General features: G+C 53.3%; 17 protein-coding genes, 2 tRNA genes and 3 rRNA genes. 20 read left to right on the forward strand and 2 right to left on the reverse strand.

The annotated features are described in order from the left end of the window. The first annotated feature begins 7 nt into the window (after positions 1-7). From C6362_RS06010 to C6362_RS06075, 12 genes are all read left to right on the forward strand, one after another. On the forward strand, positions 8-1612 hold the full coding sequence (locus tag C6362_RS06010) for an NAD(P)/FAD-dependent oxidoreductase (protein WP_014015843.1): 1605 nt from the start codon (positions 8-10) through the stop codon (positions 1610-1612). Next, positions 1613-2968, forward strand: a complete 1356-nt coding sequence (glmM, locus tag C6362_RS06015; RefSeq protein WP_014015844.1) for a phosphoglucosamine mutase — start codon at positions 1613-1615, stop codon at positions 2966-2968. A 272-nt stretch (positions 2969-3240) separates the two neighbouring features. Then, the gene (gene glmS / locus C6362_RS06020; RefSeq protein WP_014015845.1) at positions 3241-5070 is read left to right on the forward strand and encodes a glutamine--fructose-6-phosphate transaminase (isomerizing); all 1830 of its coding nucleotides are present in this window, start codon (positions 3241-3243) and stop codon (positions 5068-5070) included. Positions 5071-5334: 264 nt separating this feature from the next. Continuing rightward, complete coding sequence (pta, locus tag C6362_RS12300; protein WP_014015846.1) at positions 5335-7779, forward strand: phosphate acetyltransferase; 2445 nt, start codon at positions 5335-5337, stop codon at positions 7777-7779. Positions 7780-7941: 162 nt separating this feature from the next. Then, a complete protein-coding gene (locus C6362_RS06040) occupies positions 7942-8961 on the forward strand; it encodes a phosphate acyltransferase (RefSeq protein WP_014015847.1) in 1020 nt (339 codons plus the stop codon). 946 nt (positions 8962-9907) lie between these two features. Next, positions 9908-11471 (forward strand): 16S ribosomal RNA (locus C6362_RS06045). An 82-nt stretch (positions 11472-11553) separates the two neighbouring features. Continuing rightward, a tRNA-Ile gene (locus C6362_RS06050) sits at positions 11554-11630 on the forward strand. A 109-nt stretch (positions 11631-11739) separates the two neighbouring features. Further along, positions 11740-11814: transfer RNA gene (locus C6362_RS06055), tRNA-Ala, on the forward strand. A 102-nt stretch (positions 11815-11916) separates the two neighbouring features. Further along, positions 11917-14829: ribosomal RNA gene (locus tag C6362_RS06060) — 23S ribosomal RNA — on the forward strand. A gap of 124 nt (positions 14830-14953) precedes the next feature. After that, positions 14954-15069, forward strand: a 5S ribosomal RNA gene (gene rrf, locus C6362_RS06065). Together the 16S, 23S and 5S rRNA genes with 2 tRNA genes alongside form the textbook arrangement of a ribosomal RNA operon. A gap of 296 nt (positions 15070-15365) precedes the next feature. After that, a complete protein-coding gene (locus C6362_RS06070; RefSeq protein WP_014015018.1) occupies positions 15366-15647 on the forward strand; it encodes a transposase in 282 nt (93 codons plus the stop codon). Then, positions 15644-16558 carry an IS3 family transposase gene (locus C6362_RS06075; RefSeq protein WP_014015019.1) on the forward strand — a complete coding sequence of 305 codons (915 nt, stop codon included), beginning with the start codon at positions 15644-15646 and terminating at the stop codon, positions 16556-16558. The genes C6362_RS06070 and C6362_RS06075 overlap by 4 nt, the downstream gene beginning before the upstream one ends. A 1004-nt stretch (positions 16559-17562) precedes the next feature. Here C6362_RS06075 and C6362_RS06080 read toward each other — a convergent pair. Continuing rightward, positions 17563-18993, reverse strand: coding sequence for a HAMP domain-containing sensor histidine kinase (locus C6362_RS06080; RefSeq protein WP_014015848.1), 1431 nt, complete (start codon positions 18991-18993; stop codon positions 17563-17565). Then, on the reverse strand, positions 18977-19657 hold the full coding sequence (locus tag C6362_RS06085; protein WP_014015849.1) for a response regulator transcription factor: 681 nt from the start codon (positions 19655-19657) through the stop codon (positions 18977-18979). The genes C6362_RS06080 and C6362_RS06085 overlap by 17 nt, the downstream gene beginning before the upstream one ends. Before the next feature lie 513 nt (positions 19658-20170). Here C6362_RS06085 and C6362_RS06090 point away from each other — a divergent pair. The 8 genes from C6362_RS06090 to C6362_RS06125 all read left to right on the forward strand — a co-directional run bounded on the left by C6362_RS06090 (position 20171) and on the right by C6362_RS06125 (position 25594). Then, on the forward strand, positions 20171-20335 hold the full coding sequence (locus C6362_RS06090) for a DUF362 domain-containing protein (RefSeq protein WP_014015850.1): 165 nt from the start codon (positions 20171-20173) through the stop codon (positions 20333-20335). A gap of 126 nt (positions 20336-20461) precedes the next feature. Continuing rightward, a complete protein-coding gene (lspA, locus tag C6362_RS06095; protein WP_014015851.1) occupies positions 20462-20899 on the forward strand; it encodes a signal peptidase II in 438 nt (145 codons plus the stop codon). Positions 20900-20909: 10 nt separating this feature from the next. After that, positions 20910-21827 (forward strand): RluA family pseudouridine synthase, encoded by a 918-nt coding sequence (locus tag C6362_RS06100; protein WP_014015852.1) that lies wholly within the window; start codon positions 20910-20912, stop codon positions 21825-21827. A gap of 15 nt (positions 21828-21842) precedes the next feature. Beyond that, complete coding sequence (pyrR, locus tag C6362_RS06105; RefSeq protein WP_014015853.1) at positions 21843-22376, forward strand: bifunctional pyr operon transcriptional regulator/uracil phosphoribosyltransferase PyrR; 534 nt, start codon at positions 21843-21845, stop codon at positions 22374-22376. Positions 22377-22606: 230 nt separating this feature from the next. Next, complete coding sequence (gene dhaK, locus C6362_RS06110; protein ID WP_014015854.1) at positions 22607-23596, forward strand: dihydroxyacetone kinase subunit DhaK; 990 nt, start codon at positions 22607-22609, stop codon at positions 23594-23596. A gap of 6 nt (positions 23597-23602) precedes the next feature. Continuing rightward, positions 23603-24232, forward strand: a complete 630-nt coding sequence (dhaL, locus tag C6362_RS06115) for a dihydroxyacetone kinase subunit DhaL (protein ID WP_173364612.1) — start codon at positions 23603-23605, stop codon at positions 24230-24232. 21 nt (positions 24233-24253) lie between these two features. Beyond that, positions 24254-24631 carry a dihydroxyacetone kinase phosphoryl donor subunit DhaM gene (gene dhaM / locus C6362_RS06120; RefSeq protein ID WP_014015856.1) on the forward strand — a complete coding sequence of 126 codons (378 nt, stop codon included), beginning with the start codon at positions 24254-24256 and terminating at the stop codon, positions 24629-24631. A 6-nt stretch (positions 24632-24637) separates the two neighbouring features. Next, positions 24638-25594 (forward strand): alpha/beta hydrolase, encoded by a 957-nt coding sequence (locus C6362_RS06125; protein ID WP_014015857.1) that lies wholly within the window; start codon positions 24638-24640, stop codon positions 25592-25594. Positions 25595-25608 lie beyond the last annotated feature (14 nt).

Genomic DNA, 25608 nt, shown 5'->3' on the forward strand with positions numbered 1-25608 from the left:
GATTATTGTGCTTAGAGTATTGAATATCCGCACGGCTGTCCCTATGCAGAAGCCTTTGGCAGCTTTAGTGGCTAAAAAGCTTCGATGCAGCCGCAGCGATATTTCCGGCCTTACCATTGTCCGCCGGTCCATTGATGCCCGGCGGAAGCCGCGGATTTATTTCGTCTTCACTGTCGACGTTTCTTTTGCCGACGAAGACCGGGTGTGGAAACGCTGCCGGGATAATAAGGATGTCCGTCGTCTGACCGAGACGCCAGCGCCGGAAATCCATCCCGGTACACAGCCGATGGCGCACCGGCCTATCGTCATCGGGACCGGCCCATCCGGCCTGGCAGCTGCCTTGGCCCTGGCGGAACACGGCTACGCGCCTATCGTCTTTGAACGGGGCTGCGATGTCGATACCCGGACGAAAGATGTAGAAACTTTTTGGCGTGGCGGTCCTTTCAAGGCCTCGTCGAATGTCCAGTTCGGCGAAGGTGGGGCCGGGACCTTTTCGGATGGCAAATTGACGACCCGCGTCAATCATCCGCTGCTGCGGCGCATCTTGCAGACTTTTGTCGATGCCGGCGCACCGGAGGATATCCTGTATGCCTATAATCCCCATGTCGGGACCGATGTCCTGCGCCGCGTAGTCAAGAATATGCGTCATACCATCGAAGCCCGGGGCGGGGAAGTCCATTTTTCCAGCTGCGTCACGGCCATCCATCGCGACGATGAAGGCCGCATTACTTCTGTGACCGTCAATGACAGCGATGAATATCCGGCCGAGCTGGTCGTCATGGGTATCGGCCATAGTGCCCGCGATACGTATTACATGCTCCACGACCAGGGCGTTACCCTGGAAAAGAAGCCCTTTGCCGTCGGCGTGCGTATCGAACATTCCCAGGATGTCATCGACCGGGCCCAGTATGGCTGCCCGGCAGCAGATCTCGGCCTGGAACCGGCGGACTACGCCTTGGTCTACCACAGTCCGGAAGGGCGGTCGTGCTATTCTTTCTGCATGTGTCCCGGTGGCGTCGTCGTCGGGGCGGCTTCGGAAGAAGGGCGGGTCGTCACCAACGGCATGAGCCTGTACCGGCGCGACAGCGGTATCGCCAACAGTGCTGTCGTCGTCAATGTCACGGCTGATGACATGGGCGGGGATAGTCCCCTGGCAGGTATCGAGTTCCAGCGCCGATATGAAGAACTGGCGTATAAAGCGGGCGGCAGCTGTTATTATGCTCCGGCTCAGACCGTCGGCTCTTTCTTGAAACGGCCTGGGGCACCTCAGGAAGGACCAGTTCATTCCTATCGTCCCGGCGTGACCTGGACGGACCTGCATGACGTCCTGCCCGGCTTCGTCACGACGACCTTGGAACAGGCCCTGCCTTATTTCGGACGGCGGATCCATGGTTTTGACGATGATGCCGTAGTCATGACCGGCGTCGAAACCCGGACCAGTGCGCCTGTACGCATCGTCCGCGGCGAAGACCGCATGGCCCTGGGGGCGGCTGGCCTCTATCCCATTGGCGAAGGGGCCGGGTATGCCGGTGGCATTATGAGTGCTTTTTTGGATGGCCTGGAAACGGCGATTGAAATCATCCGTAAATATCAACCTTTGGAGGTAAAGTAAATGGCTAGATTGTTTGGAACTGATGGAGTACGAGGTATTGCCAATGATTCGTTGACACCGGAATTGGCATATCATTTGGGCAGAGCAGCTGCCTACATTTTTGGGCAGAACAAAGAACACCCGACCTTTCTCATCGGCCGGGATACCCGCCGTTCCGGCACCATGCTGGCAGATATCCTGGCCGCCGGTATCGCTTCAGCCGGTGGGGACTGCTACATGGTAGGCGTCATTCCGACTCCGGCCATTGCCTACCTGACGCGGACCCATCATATGGACGCAGGCGTCATGATTTCGGCCTCGCATAATCCTTTTGAATACAACGGCATCAAGTTCTTCGATGGCTTTGGCTATAAATTGCCGGACGAAACGGAAGATAAAATCGAAGAATGTATGCTCAAAGATGAACGGGCAGCTCTCCAGAGCCGTCCGACCGGGGCTGCTATCGGCACGATTTCGACGTGGACTGATTTACAGCAGGAATATGCTGATTTCATCTGCAAATCGACAGATATCGACTTGTCGGGCTTGAAAGTCGTCCATGACGGGGCCAATGGCTCGGCGTCAGTATTGGGACCGGAAATCCTCAAGCGCCTCGGTGCAGAAGTCATTGCTATCCATCATGAACCGAATGGCGTCAACATCAATGAAAAATGCGGGTCCACCCATTTGGAAAGCTTGAAGGAAACGGTTCTCAAATACGGGGCTGATGTCGGCATTGCCAATGACGGTGACGCTGACCGCTGCCTGGCTGTCGACGAAAAGGGCCAGGAAATGGATGGCGACCAGATCATGCTCCTCTGCGCCATGAAACTGAAAGCCGAAGGCCGGCTCAAACAGGATACCGTCGTCGGTACGGTCATGAGCAATATCGGTTTCCATAAAGCGTTGAAAGAAATGGGCTGCAAGACGGAAATCACGGCTGTCGGCGACCGCTATGTCCTGGAAAAGATGCGTAAAGACGGCTATTCCCTGGGTGGCGAACAGTCGGGCCATATCATCTTCCTCGACTACAATACGACCGGTGACGGCCTGCTCACGGCGGTCCAGCTGCTGAGCATCATGAAACAGCAGAATAAGCCGCTGTCGGAATTGGCCGGGCTCATGACACGCTACCCGCAGATTTTGAAAAATGTTCGCGTTCAGACGAAATCCGGCTGGGAAGACAATAACCTCATCATGGCGGCCATTTCGGCTGGCGAAGAAGAATTGGGCGATGAAGGCCGCATCCTCGTCCGTCCGTCCGGGACAGAACCCCTCATCCGTGTCATGGCGGAAGGACCGGACCTGGACCAGCTCGAACGCATCGTCGATGACATCGCCGTCGTCGTCGAACACGAAATGGGGCCTTCCAAATAGGTATTGACAAAACCTTGCAAATATATTAAAGTGTGGGAATGGAGTTCAGCGAACTTCATTCCTGCTTTTTTTTGCAGGCGTCTGGAAATCCTTGACGATATAATGGATAGCGCTAGTGCCTGGTCCGCCAGGCAGACGAGGTAGAGAAGTATCGAACAGTCAGCGGATGTCTCTCGGCAGCTTCAGCCGTTATATGACGGAAAAACACGGCGGTAACGTCGTCGACAAGTTCGTCATGGGAAGGAACATTTTCATATCAGGAGGATATAACTATGTGTGGTATTGTAGGTTACATCGGAGACAGAGAAGCAGCAGATTTTTTGATGGATGGTCTGGCAAAGCTGGAATACCGCGGTTATGATTCGGCCGGTATCGCCGTCTATCATGACGGCGCCATTGCTGTCCGCAAAAAGGCAGGCCGTCTGGTCAACCTGGCTGAAGCCGTAAAGGCTCATCCTGTCGTCGGCACGGTCGGCATCGGCCATACCCGTTGGGCAACTCATGGCGGTCCGTCGGATGTCAACGCCCATCCCCATACGGATGAAAAAGGCGATTTCGCCATCGTCCACAACGGCATCATCGAAAACTACATGGAATTGAAGGAAGAACTCCTCAAGAAAGGGTATCACTTCAAGTCGGAAACGGATACGGAAGTCGTCGCCCACTTGTGCGCCGACATGTACGACGGGGATTTCACCAGCACGGTCCGCAAAGTCCTGAGCCGTCTGCGCGGTTCTTATTCGTTGGTCTTCATGTGCAAATTTGAACCGGATAAGATCATTTGCAGCAAGAAGGATAATCCTCTCATCGTCGGTCTCGGCCAGGGCGAAAACTACATCGCCTCGGATATCCCGGCCATCCTTAGCTATACCCGCAAGACGTATATCATGAATGATGGAGAAATCGCCATCGTCATGAAAGATAATGTCTGGGTCACGGACCTCGAAGGCAAACCCATTTCCAAGAAAGTCTTTGAAGTCAACTGGGATGCCGAAGCGGCTGAAAAAGGCGGCTTCGAACACTTCATGCTCAAGGAAATCTATGAACAGCCGAAGGCCATCAAAGATACCATGAGCTGCCGCATCACGAAAGACGGCAAACATGTCCACTTCGAAGAACTGAACTGGACGCCGGAAGATGTCAACTCTATCGGCAAGATCCTGATCACGGCTTGCGGTACGGCCTACCATGCCGGGCTCCTGGCCAAGTACTTCATTGAAAAACTGGCCCGCATCCCTGTCGAAGTCGATATCGCTTCGGAATACCGTTATCGCGATCCTTTGACGGACAGCAAGACCCTTTGCATCGTCGTCAGCCAGTCTGGTGAAACCATCGACACCTTGGCAGCCCTGAAGGAAGCCAAACGCCGTGGCGCCCGTTCCCTGGCCATTACCAACGTCGTCGGCTCGTCCATTTCCCGTGAAGCCGACCAGGTCGCTTATACCTGGGCTGGCCCGGAAATCGCCGTCGCTTCGACCAAAGCCTATACGACACAGCTGGTCACGCTCCTGCTCCTGTCTCTGTACATGGGCCGCTTGAACGGGAATTTGTCGGTTGAACGGGAAGAAAAGATTTTAGCCGATTTGACGAAACTGCCGGATCAGTGCCAGGGTGTTTTCGACCAGGTCGATACGATCAAAGGCCTCTGCGATGCCTTCAAGAATAAAGAAGACGTCTTCTTCATCGGCCGTTCCATGGACTACGGCCTGGCTATGGAAGGGGCCTTGAAACTGAAGGAAATCTCCTATATTCATGCAGAATCCTATGCCGGCGGTGAATTGAAACACGGCACCTTGTCGCTGATCGAAGCCGGTGTCCCGGTCATCGCTTTGGCTACGCAGGTAGAAGTCGAAGAAAAGATGATCAGCAACATCAAGGAAGTCAAAGCCCGTGATGCCTATGTCGTCGGCGTCGTCCAGGAAGGCGATACGGAAGTCGGCAAGACTGTCGATGCCTTGATCAAGGTCCCGGCATCGGACGATTTCGTCATTCCCATCCTGGCCATCATCCCCTTGCAGCTGCTGGCCTACTACATCGCCGTCAGCCGCGGCAACGACGTAGATAAACCGCGTAACCTGGCCAAAAGCGTTACCGTAGAATAATCGTTAGTTTGAGGTTTGATGTATGATGTTTGAGGTGATGGCCTTTAAATTTTGTCCCATCCACATCAAACATCAAACTTTCAACTTCAAACTAAAAAAGCGCTGTCTTCATGCGACAGCGCTTTTTTTTGTCCCCTTTATTCTCCGTTCGGCAGGGGAATCGTCCCTTTCGTCCGGGAAAAGGCGCGGCCTTCTTCTTTTTGCCGTATACTATACTCAACGAAATGACAGTGATGATTGCAGATAGATGTGAGGTGTTGTCTTATGTCACGCTTTATCAATAACCTGAAACGCCGCGTTGCCAAAGAGCAGAAGAAGATTGTCCTGCCGGAATCGGAAAGCCGCCGCGTCCTGCAGGCTGCCGAACGGGTCCAGGCCGAAGGTTTCGCCCGGCCTATCCTCATCGGCCGGCCCCAGAGTATCGTCGAAGTAGCGTCAGAATATCAAATCGATATGGATGGTATCGAAATCATCGATCCCGAAACATATCCCATGATGGATAAATTCTGTGAATATTATGCTAAGCGGCGGGCCAAGAAGGGCATGACTCTTGAAGAAGCACGGAAAGTCTTGTCGGAAAATTATATTTTCTTTGCTGCCTGTCTCGTCGCCTTCGATATTGCCGACGGCATGGTCGCCGGGGCTGTCGCTACATCGTCGGAAGTCATCCGGGCGGCCCTGCAGGTCATCGGGCCCCACCCCGGCTTGTCGACGGTCAGCAGTTCCTTTATCATGATTACGGATAAACCGCAATTCGGCGATGATGGCATCTTCGTCGTCGGGGACTGCAGTGTCGTCATCGAACCGACGCCGCAGCAGTTGGCCGATATCGCCGTCAGCTGTGTCGAACGGGCCCGCCGGACGGCGCAGATGCTCGATCCGAAAGTAGCCCTCTTGTCGTATTCGACCATGGGAAGCGGTGCCGGCGAAGAAGTCGACCGCGTCCGCGAGGCCGTCCGCCTGCTGCGGGACCGCAACGTTGATTTCGAATTTGATGGGGAAATGCAGGCCGACGCTGCCCTGGTGCCTCGTATTGCCCGGCAGAAAGCACCGGGATCGACGGTAGCCGGGCAGGCCAATGTCCTCGTTTTCCCGAATCTCGTTTCCGGCAATATCTGCTATAAAGTCTTGGAACATCTGGCCGGAGCGACGGCGCTGGGCCCGCTCCTCCAGGGCCTGGCCAAGCCGGTCATGGATTTATCCCGGGGCTGTACGCCTGAAGATATTACCGACGTCATCGCCATTTGCTGCAGCGATGCCATCTATATGCAGGCCGAAAAGAAACGCGATATCGCCTTTACCAGCCGCTTTGAAAAGCTCGACCGCCGAGTCGCCGTCGAAAACCGCAATATTTCCATCCAGTTCGATCCGGAAAAGTGCAAGAACTGTACCCTTTGCCGTCGGCGCTGTGCCGATGTCATGTCCATGACGGGCTATTATTCTCTGGAAAGTACGGGTGACGTGCCGATTTGCGTCCACTGCGGCCAATGTTCCCTGACGTGCATGTTCGGTGCGACGACGACTGTATCCCAGCGCGATGCCATCCAAAAGGCCATCGATGACCCGAAGAAAATCGTCATCTTCCAGACGGCACCGGCTGTCCGCGTCGCTCTTGGCGATGAATTTGGCCTGCCCTTCGGCTCCGTCGTCCAGGGCAAGATGATTGCCGCTCTGCGGGCTCTCGGCGGGGATTACGTCTTCGATACGAACTTCGGCGCTGACCTGACCATCATGGAAGAAGCATCGGAACTCCTGTACCGCATGCACAATAAGAAAGAACTCCTGCCGCAGTTCACCAGCTGCTGCCCGTCGTGGGTTGAATTTACGGAAATCTTTTTCCCTGAACTGATTCCTCACTTGTCGACGGCCAAGAGCCCGATCAGCATGCTCAGTCCTATGATCAAGACCTATTTTGCCAAACGCATGAAGATCGATCCGGCCGACATCGTGACGGTCTGCGTCACGCCGTGTACGTCGAAGAAAGCCGAAATTGCCCGGCCGGAACGGAATGCTGCCGGCCGCTATTGGAAGAAGCCGGAAATCCGCGATACGGACTACTGCATTACGACTCGTGAATTGGCGAAATGGATCAAAGACGCCCAAATCGACTTCAACAGCCTGAAGGATTCGGATTATGACCCCATCTTTGGCCAGTCTTCCGGCGGCGGTACGATTTTTGGCAACAGCGGCGGCGTCATGGAAGCGGCTTTGCGGACCCTGGTCTATTTGCAGACGGGCAAACCGGCTGACGAAGAATTTCTGCACTTTGAAGAAGTCCGTGGCCTGGAAGGCGTCAAAGAGGCGGCACTGACCCTGGATAACGATATCATCCGCGTCGTCGCCATCAGCGGTCTGGCCAATGCCCGGCGCTTCATCAACCTCATGGAAGAAAAACATTCGTGGAAGAAATACGCTTTCATCGAAGTCATGGCCTGCCCGGGCGGCTGCATCGGCGGCGGTGGCCAGCCGCGGACGAAACTGCCTCAGGAAATCCCGGCCAAACGCGCCCGCATCGAATCGCTCTATGGACTGGATGCGCTGAAACAGATACGTGCCAGCTGGGAAAACCCGGAAATCCAGACACTGTATACCAAATTCCTGGGTGAACCCCTCAGCGACCTCTCCGAATCCCTCCTGCATACGCAGTATATCAATAAGCATTATATGCTGGGGAAAGAAGACAAAGTACAACCAGGGGTGAGCCATTAATGCCACGTGGCTAGTGGCTAGTGGCTCGTGGTTCGTGGCTCGTGACTCGTGGCTCGTGACTAACAACTAGCCACTAAACACTTAACAGGGCTTGTCGTCGTGCGACAAGCCCTTTTTACTTGCTTCCTTTTCCGTATGTCCCTATAATAGGAAGTAACATACATGATGCGGAAGGGAATCGATATGAGCCGGTATATTACGTCTTTGAAACAGCAGGCGGCTAGGAAGCCGCAAAAAATTGTTTTGCCTGAAAGTGATGATGTCCGTATTTTACAGGCTGCTGACCGGGTATTGGCCGAGCACCTGGCCGTCCCTGTCCTCTTGGGGAAGGAACGTGATATCCAGGAACTGGCTTCACGGTATCAGCTCGATTTGGATGGGGCTGAAGTGATTTATCCTAAAAAATATCGGATGCTGGAAGATTTGGCGCAAACCTATGCGGATAAACGGAAAGCCGCTGGAATGACTTTGGAAGAGAGCCGCCGTTTCCTCTTGAACCATCCCCTGTACTTCGGCGCCGCCTTGGTAGCTGCCGGAGAAGCGGCTGGCATGGTAGCCGGCATGGAAACGCCGGCATCGGAAGTGCTGCGGGCAGCCTTGCAGCTCATTGGGACGCGGGATGGCATCGATACGGTCAGCAGTTCCTTCATCGTTGTGACGGATATGATGCAGTTTGGCAATGACGGCGTCTTTGTCGTCGGCGATGGCGATGTAATCCCTGATCCAGATGAATACCAGTTGGCAGATATTGCCTGCAACTGTGTAGACCGGGCGCGCCGGACGCTGCATATTGCATCTCCCAAAGTAGCCCTGCTGTCTTACTCGACCATGGGCAGCGAGCGCGGTGCCGGAGCCGATAAAGTGCGCCGGGCCGTACAGATTTTGAGTGACCGCAATGTCGATTTTCTATACGATGGGGAAATGGAAGCCGACGTGGCCCTGGTGCCGGCCTATGCTGCCGATTGGGCGCCCCGCTCACCGGTGGCAGGCCAAGCCGATGTCCTCGTCTTTCCCGACCTCAATACGGGTAATATTTGCTGTAAAATGTTGGAACACGTCGCAGGAGCCAAAGTCCTGGGTCCGCTCTTGCAGGGCCTGGCTAAACCCGTCATGGACTTATCGCGGGCGTCGACAGTAGATACCATCGTCGACACCATCGTCATCTGTTGCTGTGATGCATAAAGACGCAGGCCGCCTCGGAATCAGATGCGGCGTTCCGCCGCGATAGACTCAAACTGACAACAACGCTTCGGGAAACCCTCAGCGCGTAGCGGGCCGCCTTCACAGGACGGCCCCTACGGATGACGTTGCACAACGGCACCTCAAACTGACAACATCGCCTCGAGTAACCCTCGGCTCGTAAAAAATGCCCTGACCGGGGCCATCGTAGGGGCCGACCCGGCTAGGGCGGCCCGCTGTGATATTTGATCATGGCCTATTCGGAATGATGGTGAGCTTTTACGAGCCACGAGCCACGAACTACGAACCACGGCTTTTTCCTCGGACTCAGATGCGGCGTTCCGCCGCGGCAGACTCAAACTGACAATGACGCTTCGGGAAACCCTCAGCGCGTGGCGGGCCGCCTTTACAGGACGGCCCCTACGGATGCCGTTGCACAACGGCACCTCAAACTGACAACGACGCTTCGGGGAGCCCTCAGCGCGTAGCGGGCCGCCTTTACAGGACGGCCCCTACGGAATCGCGGCCAGGCGATGTTACGGATTGACGACGAACGATGAACGACGAACGACGAACACATCGCCGCAGGCGATGATTCGCGGCCGGCGTCAAGGATTTGAAAAAAATCCTTGACATATTCTTTACACAGTAGTATACTAAATGAGCTGTCGGGGCAAGGCCCTGACGCCGCAGGAACTTTATCCTGCAAAGGTCTGTTTTATGCAGACCGGGGTGATTTGAGTTTTGAAAAAAGTTCAAATTAATCCTTGACAAGCTCTTCCGAGTTTGTTAAAATAAGCAAGTCGTCGCCACCTGGTGATGACACGATGACCTTTGAAAACTGAACAATGAACTGAATGAACGCCAGAGTGCGAGGTTCTATTTCAATAGAACGTCAAACAATGAGTAATACCAATCAATAAACAAGAGCCAAACAGCTCTTCCATATATCATGGAGAGTTTGATCCTGGCTCAGGACGAACGCTGGCGGCGTGCTTAACACATGCAAGTCGAACGAGAAGAGATGAGAAGCTTGCTTCTTATCGATTCGAGTGGCAAACGGGTGAGTAACGCGTAAGCAACCTGCCCTTCAGATGGGGACAACAGCTGGAAACGGCTGCTAATACCGAATACGTTCTTTTTGTCGCATGGCAGAGGGAAGAAAGGGAGGCTCTTCGGAGCTTTCGCTGAAGGAGGGGCTTGCGTCTGATTAGCTAGTTGGAGGGGTAACGGCCCACCAAGGCGACGATCAGTAGCCGGTCTGAGAGGATGAACGGCCACATTGGGACTGAGACACGGCCCAGACTCCTACGGGAGGCAGCAGTGGGGAATCTTCCGCAATGGACGAAAGTCTGACGGAGCAACGCCGCGTGAACGATGACGGCCTTCGGGTTGTAAAGTTCTGTTATACGGGACGAATGGCGTAGCGGTCAATACCCGTTACGAGTGACGGTACCGTAAGAGAAAGCCACGGCTAACTACGTGCCAGCAGCCGCGGTAATACGTAGGTGGCAAGCGTTGTCCGGAATTATTGGGCGTAAAGGGCGCGCAGGCGGCGTCGTAAGTCGGTCTTAAAAGTGCGGGGCTTAACCCCGTGAGGGGACCGAAACTGCGATGCTAGAGTATCGGAGAGGAAAGCGGAATTCCTAGTGTAGCGGTGAAATGCGTAGATATTAGGAGGAACACCAGTGGCGAAAGCGGCTTTCTGGACGACAACTGACGCTGAGGCGCGAAAGCCAGGGGAGCAAACGGGATTAGATACCCCGGTAGTCCTGGCCGTAAACGATGGATACTAGGTGTAGGAGGTATCGACCCCTTCTGTGCCGGAGTTAACGCAATAAGTATCCCGCCTGGGGAGTACGGCCGCAAGGCTGAAACTCAAAGGAATTGACGGGGGCCCGCACAAGCGGTGGAGTATGTGGTTTAATTCGACGCAACGCGAAGAACCTTACCAAGCCTTGACATTGATTGCTATGGATAGAGATATCCAGTTCCTCTTCGGAGGACAAGAAAACAGGTGGTGCACGGCTGTCGTCAGCTCGTGTCGTGAGATGTTGGGTTAAGTCCCGCAACGAGCGCAACCCCTATCTTCTGTTACCAGCGAGTTAAGTCGGGGACTCAGGAGAGACTGCCGCAGACAATGCGGAGGAAGGCGGGGATGACGTCAAGTCATCATGCCCCTTATGGCTTGGGCTACACACGTACTACAATGGCTCTTAATAGAGGGAAGCGAAGGAGCGATCCGGAGCAAACCCCAAAAACAGAGTCCCAGTTCGGATTGCAGGCTGCAACTCGCCTGCATGAAGCAGGAATCGCTAGTAATCGCAGGTCAGCATACTGCGGTGAATACGTTCCCGGGGCCTTGTACACACCCCGTCACACCACGAAAGTCATTCACACCCGAAGCCGGTGAGGTAACCTTTTGGAGCCAGCCGTCGAAGGTGGGGGCGATGATTGGGGTGAAGTCGTAACAAGGTAGCCGTATCGGAAGGTGCGGCTGGATCACCTCCTTTCTAGGGAAAACCTAAGAAGTCGGCACTTTGGCAATTCATTCATTGTTCAGTTTTGAGAGGCCATCCTCTCAATCCCATACATGGGCCTATAGCTCAGCTGGTTAGAGCGCACGCCTGATAAGCGTGAGGTCGGTGGTTCAAGTCCACCTAGGCCCACCACGGCAAACCGATACACCCGAAATACAACGTAGAGTACGGACAATCGGCAAGCCATTCACCTTGTATTGACACGACTCTTTCCTATTTAAGAGGAAGCCAATGCATCAGTGGGGGTGTAGCTCAGCTGGGAGAGCACCTGCCTTGCAAGCAGGGGTCAGGAGTTCGATTCTCCTCATCTCCACCAACTTTTTTTATCATCGTACCTTGACAACTGCATAAAAATGTTAGAAATACCTCTTTTTAAAAAGAGATCTTAACGAACCTTGAATTCTTGTTTATAGAAATTAGTCAAGTAAGTAAGGGCGTACGGCGGATGCCTTGGCCATATCAGCCGAAGAAGGACGCGATAAGCTGCGATAAGCTGCGGTGAGGTGCAAGTAACCTTTGACCCGCAGGTCTCCGAATGGGGAAACCCGGCAGCAGTAGTGCTGTCATCCTCTATGAGGAAGGGCACCCGGTGAACTGAAACATCTAAGTAGCCGGAGGAAAAGGAATCAACAGAGATACCCCTAGTAGCGGCGAGCGAACGGGGCAGAGCCCAAACCGGAATGGGAAACCAATCCGGGGTTGTGGACTGCTATCAAATGCATGAGTGAAGCAGAATGAGCTGGGAAGCTCAGCCAGAGAGAGTGAGAGCCTCGTAGGCGTAAGCAAATGCATGGAGCAGGATCCAGAGTACCACGGGACACGAGAAACCCTGTGGGAAGCTGGGGGGACCACCCTCCAAGGCGAAACACTGATATGGACCGATAGCGCATAGTACCGTGAGGGAAAGGTGAAAAGAACCCCGGGAGGGGAATGAAAGAGAACCTGAAACCGTATGTCTACAAGCAGTCGAAGCACTTTATAGGTGCGACGGCGTGCCTATTGAAGAATGAACCGGCGAGTTACTTCAGCTAGCGAGGTTAAGCGGAAAACGTGGAGCCGAAGCGAAAGCGAGTCTGAACAGGGCGTATAGTTAGTTGGAGTAGACCCGAAACCACAGTGATCTACCCATGTCCAGGTTGAAGCACAGGTAAAAATGTGTGGAGGACCGAACCAGTGAGCGTTGAAAAGCTTTTGGATGAGATGTGGGTAGGGGTGAAATGCCAATCGAACGTGGAGATAGCTGGTTCTCCCCGAAATAGCTTTAGGGCTAGCCTCATGGCGAGAGTACAGGCGGTAGAGCACTGAACGGGGTAGGGGCCTATCCGGCTACTGAACCTAATCAAACTGCGAATGGCTGTACTTATCCATGGGAGTCAGACTGTGAGTAATAAGGCCCATAGTCAAGAGGGAAACAGCCCAGACCAACAGCTAAGGTCCCCAATGCCGTACTAAGTGGCGAAGGATGTGGAATTTCGAAAACAACCAGGATGTTGGCTCAGAAGCAGCCACCATTAAAAGAGTGCGTAATAGCTCACTGGTCGAGAGACTCTGCGCCGAAGATGTCCGGGGCTAAAGTACGGAACCGAAGCTTTGGCAATTGACGTTAGTCAATTGGGTAGGGGAGCGTTCCTGCATGGGAGAAGCCTGACCGGAAGGACAGGTGGACAGGCAGGAAGAGAGAATGCCGGTATGAGTAGCGAAAAGAAGGGTGAGAATCCCTTCCACCGAAAGCCTAAGGGTTCCTGGGCAACGATCGTCGTCCCAGGGTAAGTCGGGACCTAATCCGAGGCGGAGACGCGTAGGAGATGGACAACAGGTTGAAATTCCTGTACTGGCTGAGGCCGTTTGAGCGAAGGAATGACACAGGAAGGAAGGCGCGCGTGCGATTGGAAGAGCACGTCCAAGCAGGTAGGTTGGGAGACAGGCAAATCCGTTTCCCGAGAGGCCGAGATGCGATGGGGAGCTTCTGGAGACAGAAGCGAAGGGGCTGGCACTAAACTGTCGAGAAAAGCTTCTAGTGAGGACTCAGGCACCCGTACCGAAACCGACACAGGTAGGCAGGATGAGAATTCTAAGGTGCGCGGGAAAACCCTCGTTAAGGAACTCGGCAAAATATATCCGTAACTTCGGGAAAAGGATAACCCAGCGTACGTGAAGTGCAGAAGCGCACGGAGCGGAGATGGGTGGCAGAAGAGAGGCCCAAGCGACTGTTTACCACAAACACAGGCGTCTGCTAAAGCGAAAGCTGATGTATAGATGCTGACACCTGCCCGGTGCTGGAAGGTTAAGAGGAAGTGTTAGCGCAAGCGAAGCAGTGAATTGAAGCCCCAGTAAACGGCGGCCGTAACTATAACGGTCCTAAGGTAGCGAAATTCCTTGTCGGGTAAGTTCCGACCCGCACGAAAGGTGTAACGATTTGGGCACTGTCTCAACGAGGGACCCGGTGAAATTGAAGTACCTGTGAAGATGCAGGTTACCCGCGACTGGACAGAAAGACCCCATGGAGCTTTACTGTAACCTGAGATTGGATTCCGGTAAGAGATGTACAGGATAGTTGGGAGGCTTAGATACAAGTACGCCAGTATTTGTGGAGCCATTGGTGGGATACCAACCTTGTTTTATTGGAATTCTAACGAGAAGCGTAACGAGCTTGCGGACAGTCTCAGGCGGGCAGTTTGACTGGGGCGGTCGCCTCCGAAAGAGTAACGGAGGCGCCCAAAGGTTCCCTCAGCGCGGACGGAAACCGCGCGAAGAGTGCAAAGGCAGAAGGGAGCTTGACTGCGAGACGGACAGGTCGAGCAGGGACGAAAGTCGGGCTTAGTGATCCGGTGGTAGAGAGTGGAATTGCCATCGCTCAACGGATAAAAGCTACCCTGGGGATAACAGGCTTATCTCTCCCAAGAGTCCATATCGACGGGGAGGTTTGGCACCTCGATGTCGGCTCATCACATCCTGGGGCTGAAGTAGGTCCCAAGGGTTGGGCTGTTCGCCCATTAAAGTGGTACGCGAGCTGGGTTCAGAACGTCGTGAGACAGTTCGGTCCCTATCCATCGCGGGCGTAAGAAACTTGAAAGGGGCTGCTCCTAGTACGAGAGGACCGGAGTGGACCGACCAATGGTGTACCAGTCATGGCGCCAGCCGTGCAGCTGGGTAGCTACGTCGGGGACGGATAAACGCTGAAAGCATCTAAGCGTGAAACCAGCCTAGAGATGAGGTTTCTCATTGTTTTAACAAGTAAGGTCCCACAAAGACGATGTGGTTGATAGGCCGGGAGTGGAAGTACAGCGATGTACGGAGCGGACCGGTACTAATAGACCGAGGACTTGACTAAAGTAGGGGCCGCCATAATCGGCGGCCCGCCACAAGCGAGGGAGTCTCTAAGCAGATTCCTGGTCCGTTAAGTAAAAAACATTTTTATGCAGTTGTCAGGATACGAATCCTGAACAACATAACAATTCAGTGGCGATAGCTGCGGGGATCCACCTGTTCCCATGCCGAACACAGCAGTTAAGCCCGCAAACGCCGAAAGTACTTGGGGGAGGCCCCCTGGGAGGATAGGAAGCCGCTGATTAAAGAAAAAAGCACTAGCTTATGCTAGTGCTTTTTTTGTTGTTCGTTGTTAGTGGTTCGTAGCTCGTAGGGGCCGACCTGGTAAGGCGGCCCGCCTGAAATGTGATGTACACGTAATGCATGGTAAGTAAAGGAGCCTTGCGACGCGCAAAACCGTGTGAGTCGCTTATGCCGAATCTCGTGACCTGATGGTGTGAAAGTATACAGCCAGACAGAGTGGTGTTAGCATATAAATAGGACAAGTCAAACTGAGGTTCCTAATGGTGGTACAATAGGATTAACTAAGGAGGCCTCAGTATGGCAAAATTCAACAAAGAATTCAAAATCAACGCAGTTAAATATTATCATGAACATCGGGAACTCGGCTTGGTTGGCTGTGCTACGAATCTAGGTATTGCTCCACAAACCTTGTCCCGTTGGCAAAAGCAGCTGAAGGACAATGGCGAAATGCCTTATCGTGGTTCCGGCAACTATGCTTCGGATGAAGCTAAGGAAATCGCCCGTCTGCAGCGTGAACTGCGGGATGCGAAGGATGCGTTGAATGTCCTAAAAAAAGCTATCAGCATTCTGGACAAATGACCATTGCCATCTATCGCAGTGTCCAGGAAGAAGCCGAAAATGCCCATCAGGCAGAACGTCGTTTTTCGGTGTCCGGAGTGCTTTCTGAACTCGACGTTTCTTCTTCAGGATATTATGACTGGGCGGCGCGCAAACCATCGAAACAGGCCCAGCACCGCAAGGAGATGAAGAAAAAGATTCAAACTATCTACGACGATTCCAAGCAGATTTACGGAGCCCCGAAGATTGCCCAAGTTATGCAGCAGAACGGGGACAGTATCTCTGAACGCACAGTTGGCGTATACATGCGGCAAATGGGCATTCAGGCCTGCTGGGTAAAGCATTACACCGTAACGACCCGTAACAGTGACTTTGACGTGGCGCTGGTGAATATCCTTCAGGAATGCTTCAATCCTGAAGAACCGGATCAAGTATGGTGCAGCGACATCACCTATATCTGGACAGCTGAAGGTTTCGTCTATTTGGAAAGCATTATGGATTTGTTCTCCAGGAAAATCATCGCCTGGAATCTGGCCCGTAATCTGGACGTCGCCGGCATCGTCAAGATGCTGCAGGAAGCCAAACAATGCCGGAAACCCGGACAGCTGTTGGTTATCCATTCGGACCGTGGCTGCCAGTATGTTTCGCAGGCATATATTCGGGAGACATCCCAAATGCGCCGCAGCTATTCGAAGAAAGGCTATCCATGGGACAATGCCTGCATCGAATCCTTCCACTCCCTGATTAAACGGGAATGGCTCAATCGCTTCAAGATTCAAAATTATCAGCAAGCGTACTTGTTGGTGTTTGAATACATCAATACCTTTTACAACACCGTACGCATTCATAGCCATTGCAACTACATGTCACCGGATGACTATGAAAAGCTGTATGCTGATTTCCAGAAACATAATATGCGTCTGGGAATCTAAGAAACGAAAAACCTCAATTTAATTTGTCCGAAATCTTGACATAGGACCAGAGATACCCTGGATTCGGCTGGATAGGTGGGACGACGGCTAGTGCTTTTTTGTTGTTCGTAGTTCGTGGCTCGTGGCTCGTGGGGAATGAGTTTGTGGTTCGTAGGGGCCGTCCCAAAGGGCGGCCCGCTGTGATATTTGACCACAGCCCATTCGGAATGATGGTGCGCTTTTACGAACCACGAACCACGAGCCACGGCTTTTTTCGCGGATTCAGATGCGGCGTTCCGCCGCGACAGACGCATGATTGTATTACGACCGAGTGTCATTCGTCATAAATTCCGGCTATACCCACGATTCACAGCGGGACGCCCTTTGGGCGTCCCCTACGGTATCGCATACAGGCGATGGAAATGAATGCAGCCCACAAAAAAAATACGGCCATCGGCCTGGTGCGTAGGGGCCGACCTGGTAAGGCGGCCCACCTGAAACGATGGTGTACACGCTATTCATGACGGGTGATGTGTGAAAAAAAGCCCCATATACCAGAAGGGTCATACCCACGATTCACAGCGGGACGCCTTGATCAGGACGTCCCCTACGATATCGCATGCAGGCGATGGAAATGAATGTAGCCCACAAAAAAAATACGGCCATCGGCCTGGTGCGTAGGGGCCGACCTGGTAAGGCGGCCCGCCTGAAACGATGGTGTACACGCTATTCATGACGAGTGATGTGTGAAAAAAGCCCCATATCCCAGAATGGTCATACCCACGATTCACAGCGGGACGCCTTGATCAGGACGTCCCCTACGGTATCGCATACAGGCGATGGAAATGAATGCAGCCCACAAAAAAATACGGCCATCGGCCTGGTGCGTAGGGGCCGACCTGGTAAGGCGGCCCGCCTGAAACGATGGTGTACACGCTATTCATGACAGGTGATGCGTGAAAAAAGCCGCATATCCCAGAAGGGTCATACCCACGATTCACAGCGGGACGCCCTTTGGGCGTCCCCTACGATACAGTCCGCTGGAAGATGGCGGTGACGGTGGTTCCTTTATGGAGAGTGCTGTCCAATCCCAGTTTAGCGTTATTGGCTTTGGCGATATATTTAGCGATGGACAGGCCCAGGCCGGATCCGCCGGTGTCTTTGGTGCGGGATGAATCGACGCGATAGAAGCGTTCAAAAACCCGTTCCAGGTCTTTTTTCGGGATGCCGATGCCCGTATCACTGATGATGTAGCGGACGGTCTGGTCATCTGCCTGGCACGATAAGGTGACTGTACCGCCGGCTGGCGTATATTTCAGGGCATTGTCGATGAAGATGCGCAGCATCTGTTTGACACTGCCTGGTTCGGCTGTGATGAGGGCCTGGTCATTCTGGCTGAGCCGGATATGGTGTTCCTTATCGATGAGGCTGATTTCGCTGTATACTTCCTGCAAAAGGTCAGCCGTATTGATATCGGTAAAATGCTTGATCAGCGTGCCGTTATTGGAACGGGCGAAAAAAAGCAGGCGTTCGATGAGCTGTTTCATATAGTCTGTTTCCGATTTGATGGCTGCCAGGCTTTCGTTGAGGACTGCCGGGTCCTCTTTGCCCCAGCGGCACAGGAGATCAGCATACCCGGCAATGACCGTAATCGGCGTCCGCAATTCATGAGAGGCGTCGCTGATGAACTGCTGCTGCTGCTTATAGCCGTATTCGATGCGGTCCAGGGCCTGGTTGATGCTGACGGCTAGTTCGTGGAGCTCGTTTTTGTCATCGGACAAGGCGATACGGTTGTCCAGGCGATTGACCTCGATGGTCTTGACCGTATCGTTGATGACCTGCAAGGGCGCCAGGGATTTCTTCATGAGGTACATGCCCGTGAAGATGGTCAGAATCAGGCTGATGAGGACCGAGGCCAGGAGCTGTTTCGATAAGAGCGATACAAAGCCCGTTTCTTTGTCAGGCCGCTGGGAAAAGCGCAGATAATAATTTTTTCCATCTTTGCTGGTCCAGATTCGGTAATATGAGAATTCAGACGATTCGTTGCCTTGGACTGCCGCCGGCAGCGGATTTTTCTGCGGGTTGCTGATGGCGTCGTCGATATAGCGGTCGCTCATCTTGCGGACGGCATGGGTCGGTCCGTTGTCGACGATGAGATGGCCTGCTCCGTCGTAAATCTGTAAATTCATCGACGGCGGTACATTGGCGCGGACGAAAATGGTCGTATCGACTTTTCCATAGTCATCCAGATAGTGGACCGCTGCTGCGGCGCGGGATTTCAGTTCGTCGCGCAGGGAGTCGTTCATGATATAGTGGACGCTGGTAATGGTTACGACGGATACGGTGAGGAGAATGAAAAAGACGATGGATGAATAGAGCAGGACCATTTTGGCAAAAATGGGCAGGGGAGCGATGAGCAGATGCTGTGTCAGCCAATGATTAATCTTCTGCCACATAACCGACTCCACGGACCGTACGGATATAGGTGCGCCCATTCGGTCCCAGCTTGCTGCGCAGGTAACGGATATAGACGTCGACGATATTCGTATCGCCGATGTAATCATAGCCCCAAACTTCTTCGACAATGCGCGACCGTGAGAGGACGATATTCTTGTTCCGGACTAAATAAGCGAGGAGCTCAAATTCTTTTTTCGTCAGTTTTATTTTCTTCGTGCCCTTCATGACTTCATGACGGTCGAGAAATAAGGTGAGGTCATTCAGCTGGAGAAAATTTCCCCGGTCCGCTAACTGATGGCGTTCCCGCAGGAGTACGCGGATCCGGGCAAAGAGTTCCTTGCTGTTGAAGGGTTTGGTCAGATAGTCATTGGCGCCGATGTCCAGGCTGACGACCTTCGTTTCGATGTCGTCTTTGGCCGACAGCATCATGATCGGGATATTCGATAATTCCCGAGTTCGCTTGCAGATGGTCAGGCCATCGACGTCGGGTAGCATGATGTCCAGCAGGATGAGGTCGAAGTGCTCCTGACCGATGCGGTCCAGGGCAGCGGCTCCGTTGTATTCGATGCTGCAGATGTAGCCTTCATGTTCCAATTCCATTTGCAGGAAACGGGCGATTTGTTTTTCGTCTTCGACGATTAAGATGTGTGTATTTTCGTTCATGTAACAACCTCCCATGAGAAGAATTTGCACACGCTAAGCCATATACATACCATTATAACGTATAACTCCTCTTTTTTGTACTGGTCAGTCCGTTATTGTTACAAAAATATCACGAAAATTTAATCTATTTTTAATCTTTAGGGATTTACTTTTTGCCAGAACCTGCTATTATAGTATATGTAGAACAGATCATCTACGAGACGTTGAAGAGGTAAGTTGTTCATATACCCCTCGAACACCCCTATCTTATTTTCTTCAACTGCTGAGATATTGTCTTCCCCCGATGATATCTTGCAAAAAGAGAAAGCCGGCTCCCCTCGCCGGCTTTTTTCTGTTTCTGTATCAAATGATTCTGGTGAAACTTGAAAAAATTTTTTTAATAATCTGAAAAACCTAGGAAATACCTATATCTTTACTCATTCGGTATTCATTGACAAGTCTGTCTATTCGTGTAATAATGAGGAAGAACGAAGGGGGATTCCCCCGAAGGCTTGATGTTTGGAGGTGAAAACCATGCATGTTATTTCCGACGAATGCGTAAAATGCGGCGCTTGCGCTAGCACTTGCCCGACCGGTGCCATCGAAGAAGGCGAAACGAAATACGTTGTAACTGATTCCTGCATCGACTGCGGTGCTTGCGAATCCGCTTGTCCTACAGGCGCTATTTCCGCTGAATAATTGCTTCGGCAAAAGGTTGTCGCATAAGGCTTCGGCTATTATGCGGCAGCCTTTTTTTTGTTGAACTTTCCCCGCTTCTGTGATAGGATAAAAGCACTGTAAGATACATAATAGGAGGAATTTGCTTTGTATGTGTTAGGCATTGCCCTGGCCGTGACCGTTGTCGATCAGCTCACCAAGCTGGCGGTACAACAGGACATGGTCCTTCATGAATCCATTCCGGTCATTCCGGGATTTTTTCATATTACTTATATTTTGAATCGCGGTGCTGCTTTTGGAATCCTGGAAAATCAGCAGTGGTTCTTTTTAGTCATAGCCCTGGTCTTATTCCTGCTGTATGGCCTGTTCCGCAAGCAGCTGCCGGCGAACCCCTGGGTCTATGGCGGATCCGGCCTGCTTTTAGGCGGTGCCCTGGGAAATGCGCTGGATCGGACGTTCCGCGGGGCCGTCACAGATTTCTTCGATTTTCGTATCTGGCCCGTCTTCAATGTCGCTGATATCGGCATTGTTGTCGGCGTCGTTCTTTTGTTATGGTATAGTTGGACCCATATTTCAGATAAATGAGGATGAAGACATGGAAGAAAAGAATTTAATTGTCACAGAACAGGAACAGGGCAAGCGCCTGGATGTCTATCTGACATCGGCCCTGGATATTTCACGCAGTTATGCCCAGCAGCTCATTCAGCGCCAGGGAGTCACAGTCAATGGAAAGGACGCCAAAGCCAACCGCCGTCTCAACGAAGGCGACCGGGTAAAGGCTGTCATCGAAGTGCAGGAGGAATACAAGGTCGTCCCTCAGGATATCCCCTTGGATATCGTCTATGAAGATAAAGACATCATCGTCATCAATAAGGCCCGCGGCATGGTCGTCCATCCGGCAGCCGGCAATCCCGACGGGACTTTGGTCAATGCCCTGCTCTATCACTGCCAGGGGGAATTGTCAGGCATCAACGGCGTCATCCGTCCGGGCATCGTCCATCGCCTGGACAAAGATACGTCAGGCGTCATGGTCGCTGCCAAGACCGATGAAGCTCATAAAGGGCTGGCAGAACAGATCAAGGCCCATTCGGCACACCGCACGTACTGGGCTTTGGTCCACGGCAATATTTCGGAAGAACGGGGGATCGTCGATGCTCCGATTGGCCGCCACCCTAAGGACCGGATCAAGATGGCTGTCACCTTTAAAGGCGGCCGCGAAGCCGTGACCCACTTCAAAGTATTGAAACGCTACGGCGATTATACCTGGGTCGAATGTAAACTGGAAACGGGCCGGACTCATCAGATCCGCGTCCACATGGCTTATATCCATCATCCCGTCGTCAATGATCCCTTATATGGCTACAAGAAGGATGATTTCCCCATCGAAGGCCAGGCCCTTCATTCGCACTGCCTCGACCTGGTCCATCCCATTACGGGGAAGGCCATGCATTTTGAAGCGCCGGCACCGGCTGATTTCCTGGCCTGCCTCAAACGGGCGGAAGAGAAAGACTGACAGGTGGTGAGTCATATGTGGAAAGAAAAGACACTGCTCATGGACGAAAAAGCAATCGGCCGGGCTATCCGCCGCATTGCCCATGAAATCATCGAACGCAATAAAGGATTGGACAAGACGGTCCTCGTCGGCATCCATACGCGCGGCGTCCCCCTGGCCCAGCGGCTGGGACGGGAACTGGCAGCCATCGAAGGCCGGCATGTCCCCGTCTATGATCTCGATATTTCGGCCTATCGCGATGACGACCGCAAGAGTCCCATTGCCGTCAGCGACGCCGGGAAATTCGATGCCGATGGCAAGACCGTCGTTTTAGTCGATGACGTCTTATTCACGGGGCGGACTGTCCGGTCGGCCCTCAACGCTATCATGGAATTGGGGCGGCCCCAGTTCATCGAACTGGCAGTCCTCGTCGACCGGGGCCATCGGGAACTGCCGATCCGCGCCGATTATGTCGGCAAGAATGTGCCAACATCGCGCAAAGAAGACGTGTCGGTACAATTAAAGGAAACGGATTCCTGCGACCGCGTCGTCCTGCGGGAAGAGAATTGATTTTCCCCTTGTTTCTTGCTATACTTAAGTGAACATCGCACGAAGTTTTCGACCATCTTATCTGGTTATCCTTGGTTGAATGTTTGGGGTTCGATGTTTGACGTTTGAGGTGATGGGGGAAAATTTAAACCCATCTACATCAAACATCAAACTTTCAACTTCAAACTTAAAAAGGGGCTGTCGCACGTGCGACAGCCCCTTTTGACTATATCTGGAAAGAAGGGGTTATCATGAAAAAAATTGTCAATGACGTCAACAATGTCGAAGAGGAAATGATCCAGGGCCTGGTCAAATCGGCACCGAAGAAATTGCGCAAGCTCGACTATGGGACCATCGTCGTCCGGGCCGATAAGAAGGAAGGCAAAGTCGCCCTGGTCAGCGGCGGCGGCAGCGGTCATGAACCGGCTCATGCCGGCTATGTCGGCACGGGGATGCTCGACTGCGCCGTAGCCGGTACGGTATTCACGTCACCGACACCGGACCAGGTCCTGGAAGGCATCAAAGCTGTGGCTACGGATAAAGGTGTCCTCTGCGTCGTCAAGAATTATACCGGCGACGTCATGAATTTTGAAATGGCTATCGAAATGGCAGCTGATGAAGATATCAAGGCTGATTATGTCGTCGTCAATGATGACGTAGCCGTCCGGGACAGCTTGTATACGACAGGCCGCCGCGGTGTAGCCGGTACGATCTTCGTCCATAAGATCGCCGGGGCCAAAGCGGAACAAGGGGCCGAACTGCCGGAAGTCAAAGCCGTCGCTGAAAAGGTCATCGCCAATGTCCGCTCCATGGGGATGGCCATTGAACCTTGCACAGTCCCGGCTGCTGGAAAACCGGGCTTTGAACTGGCTGATGATGAAATGGAAATCGGCATCGGCATCCACGGTGAACCGGGGACACATCGTGAAAAACTCCGTCCGGCCAATGAAATCGCCAAGATGCTCGTAGACCAGATCTTAGCTGACCTCGATTACAAGGGCCATGAAGTCGTCGTCCTCATCAACGGCATGGGCGGCACACCGCTCATGGAACTGTACATCGTCAACAATTTCGTACAGGATTATCTCAAGGAACAAGGCATTGCCGTATACGATACGATGGTCGGCAACTACATGACGTCCATCGAAATGGCCGGCTTCTCGATCACTCTCCTGCGCCTGGATGACGAACTGAAAGGGCTCTATGACGAACCGGCTGATACGCTGGCCTGGAAAAAATAAGAGGGGATGAGTTCATTGGATACGAAGCAGATGGCAGCCATTATCGAAGGGATGGCTAAGAAAATCGAAGCAGAAAAAGATTATTTGACCCAGCTCGACAACGAAATCGGTGACGGCGACCACGGCATCAATCTGGCCCGCGGCTTTGAAGCTGTCGAAAAGAAATTACCGTCTCTGGCGGGCGGTGATATAGGCGCCCTGCTCAAAGGCGTCGGCATGCAGCTCGTGTCGACTGTCGGCGGCGCATCGGGACCGCTCTACGGGACGGCCTTCATGAAAGCCGGCATGGCCTGCAAGGGCCTGACCGAGCTGGATGGCCCGGCTTTCGTCAAAGCTATGGAAGCGGCTGTTGACGGCATCAAGATGCGCGGCAAAGCGACGGAAGGCGAAAAGACCATGCTCGATGCACTGTGCCCGGCGCTGAAGGTCATGCAGGATGAAGTGGCTGCCGGCAAATCATTGAAAGAAGCCTTGCAGGACGCAGCAGCGGCTGCAGAAAAAGGTGTAGAATACACGAAGACCATTATCGCGACCAAAGGGCGTGCCAGCTATTTGGGTGAACGCAGCTTGGGCCATCAGGATCCGGGCGCTACGTCGTCGCTCTACTTGCTGCAGGTCCTGGCGGAGATGGCTTGATTTTTAGGAGTGAAAGAAAAGATGGTAGGAATCGTATTGATTTCCCACAGCCAGAAAGCGGCTGAAGGGGCCGTTGAACTGGCCCGCATGATGGCGCCTGATGCGCCTCTTGCGGCTGCCGGCGGATTGGAAGACGGCAGTTTGGGAACGAGCTTTGAAAAGATTATGGCGGCTGTGGAAGCCGTCGACCAGGGTGATGGCGTCGCCTGCATCATGGATATGGGCAGCGCCGTCATGACGGCGGAAATGGTCGTCGAAAGCCTGGAGGACCGGAAAATCCAGCTGCTGGACTGCCCCTTTGTCGAAGGCGCTGTCATCGCAGCCATTGAAGCTGCCGGCGGGACGCCTTTGGCTGCCATGCAGGACAAAGTAGAAGCCAGCCGGGACAGGAAGCTGTAAATCACGATGATAAAACGATTCTTGAAGCGCCTGCTTTTGTTCCTGGTCTGCCTGGCCATTGTTTTAGGCGGCATCGGGGCTTACATTGGCAACATGGCTTATGAAGAATTTTATGATGCGCCCTGGGACCAGCTCCTGGGTATCGAGAACCACAGCCGCGACGTGTCTACGGTCCGGCAGTGGGAAAAGGAACGGGGCTGGGAACCGGTCCGGGTCAACGGCCAGGACGGGACGATACTTCGCGGGACATATATTGAGAACCGCCATGATTCCCATAAGACGGTCATCCTCATCCATGGCTTGTACCAGAACCGCTCCATGTGCCTGCCGTATATGGAAGTGTATCGCCGCCTGGGCTATAATATCCTGCTCATCGACCTGCGGGGCCACGGGGAAAGTGAAGGTGCCCACACGGAATGGGGCATCCGCGAAATCGATGACCTGGCCATGTGGTGCCAGTGGCTGCGCAACCGCGATGAACAGATGACCATCGGCCTGCACGGTGTTTCCCTCGGTGCAGCCATGGCCCTGTTGTATGCTGGCAGTGAATACGGCAAGGACCTGTCCTTCGTCGTAGCCGACAGCTCTTATGGCAACATCATTTCCCTGGGACGGGAGAAGTTATGGCAGGCTTCCGGGGACAAACGGGCTATCTGGAGCTATGACCTCCTGGATCCCTTCTTCCAGGCGGCTATGTTCTACCATACGCATAAGACCGTATCTTCCCTGGAACCGGCTCAGGCTGTGAAGCGGATGAAGATGCCTGTCCTCTTCCTTCACGGCAGTGAGGATGCCCTGGTACCGGTCAAGACGGCCAAGAGCCTCTACGATAATTGTACGAGCCCAAAAAAGGAACTTTATATTTTTGCCGACTCGCCTCATGCCGTCGGTATCGAGACAGACCGCAGAGAATACCTGCGCGTCGTCAGCCATTTCTTAGAAAAGGATGTCCACAATGACTAGGAGGCGTCGGACTA

The sequence above is a fragment of the Megasphaera elsdenii DSM 20460 genome (assembly GCF_003010495.1).
In the GTDB taxonomy this organism is placed as follows: domain Bacteria; phylum Bacillota; class Negativicutes; order Veillonellales; family Megasphaeraceae; genus Megasphaera; species Megasphaera elsdenii.

Bases quoted from the DNA above. Each gene is read 5' to 3' on its own strand.
- glmM (WP_014015844.1), top strand. From the start codon at position 1,613: ATGGCTAGATTGTTTGGAACTGATGGAGTACGAGGTATTGCCAATGAT.
- C6362_RS06125 (WP_014015857.1), top strand. From the start codon at position 24,638: ATGATAAAACGATTCTTGAAGCGCCTGCTTTTGTTCCTGGTCTGCCTG.
- pta (WP_014015846.1), top strand. From the start codon at position 5,335: ATGTCACGCTTTATCAATAACCTGAAACGCCGCGTTGCCAAAGAGCAG.
- pyrR (WP_014015853.1), top strand. From the start codon at position 21,843: ATGTGGAAAGAAAAGACACTGCTCATGGACGAAAAAGCAATCGGCCGG.
- dhaM (WP_014015856.1), top strand. From the start codon at position 24,254: ATGGTAGGAATCGTATTGATTTCCCACAGCCAGAAAGCGGCTGAAGGG.
- C6362_RS06080 (WP_014015848.1), bottom strand. From the start codon at position 18,993: ATGTGGCAGAAGATTAATCATTGGCTGACACAGCATCTGCTCATCGCT.
- C6362_RS06085 (WP_014015849.1), bottom strand. From the start codon at position 19,657: ATGAACGAAAATACACACATCTTAATCGTCGAAGACGAAAAACAAATC.
- C6362_RS06075 (WP_014015019.1), top strand. From the start codon at position 15,644: ATGACCATTGCCATCTATCGCAGTGTCCAGGAAGAAGCCGAAAATGCC.
- C6362_RS06040 (WP_014015847.1), top strand. From the start codon at position 7,942: ATGATGCGGAAGGGAATCGATATGAGCCGGTATATTACGTCTTTGAAA.
- C6362_RS06100 (WP_014015852.1), top strand. From the start codon at position 20,910: ATGGAAGAAAAGAATTTAATTGTCACAGAACAGGAACAGGGCAAGCGC.
- dhaK (WP_014015854.1), top strand. From the start codon at position 22,607: ATGAAAAAAATTGTCAATGACGTCAACAATGTCGAAGAGGAAATGATC.
- C6362_RS06090 (WP_014015850.1), top strand. From the start codon at position 20,171: ATGCATGTTATTTCCGACGAATGCGTAAAATGCGGCGCTTGCGCTAGC.
- dhaL (WP_173364612.1), top strand. From the start codon at position 23,603: ATGAGTTCATTGGATACGAAGCAGATGGCAGCCATTATCGAAGGGATG.
- C6362_RS06070 (WP_014015018.1), top strand. From the start codon at position 15,366: ATGGCAAAATTCAACAAAGAATTCAAAATCAACGCAGTTAAATATTAT.
- glmS (WP_014015845.1), top strand. From the start codon at position 3,241: ATGTGTGGTATTGTAGGTTACATCGGAGACAGAGAAGCAGCAGATTTT.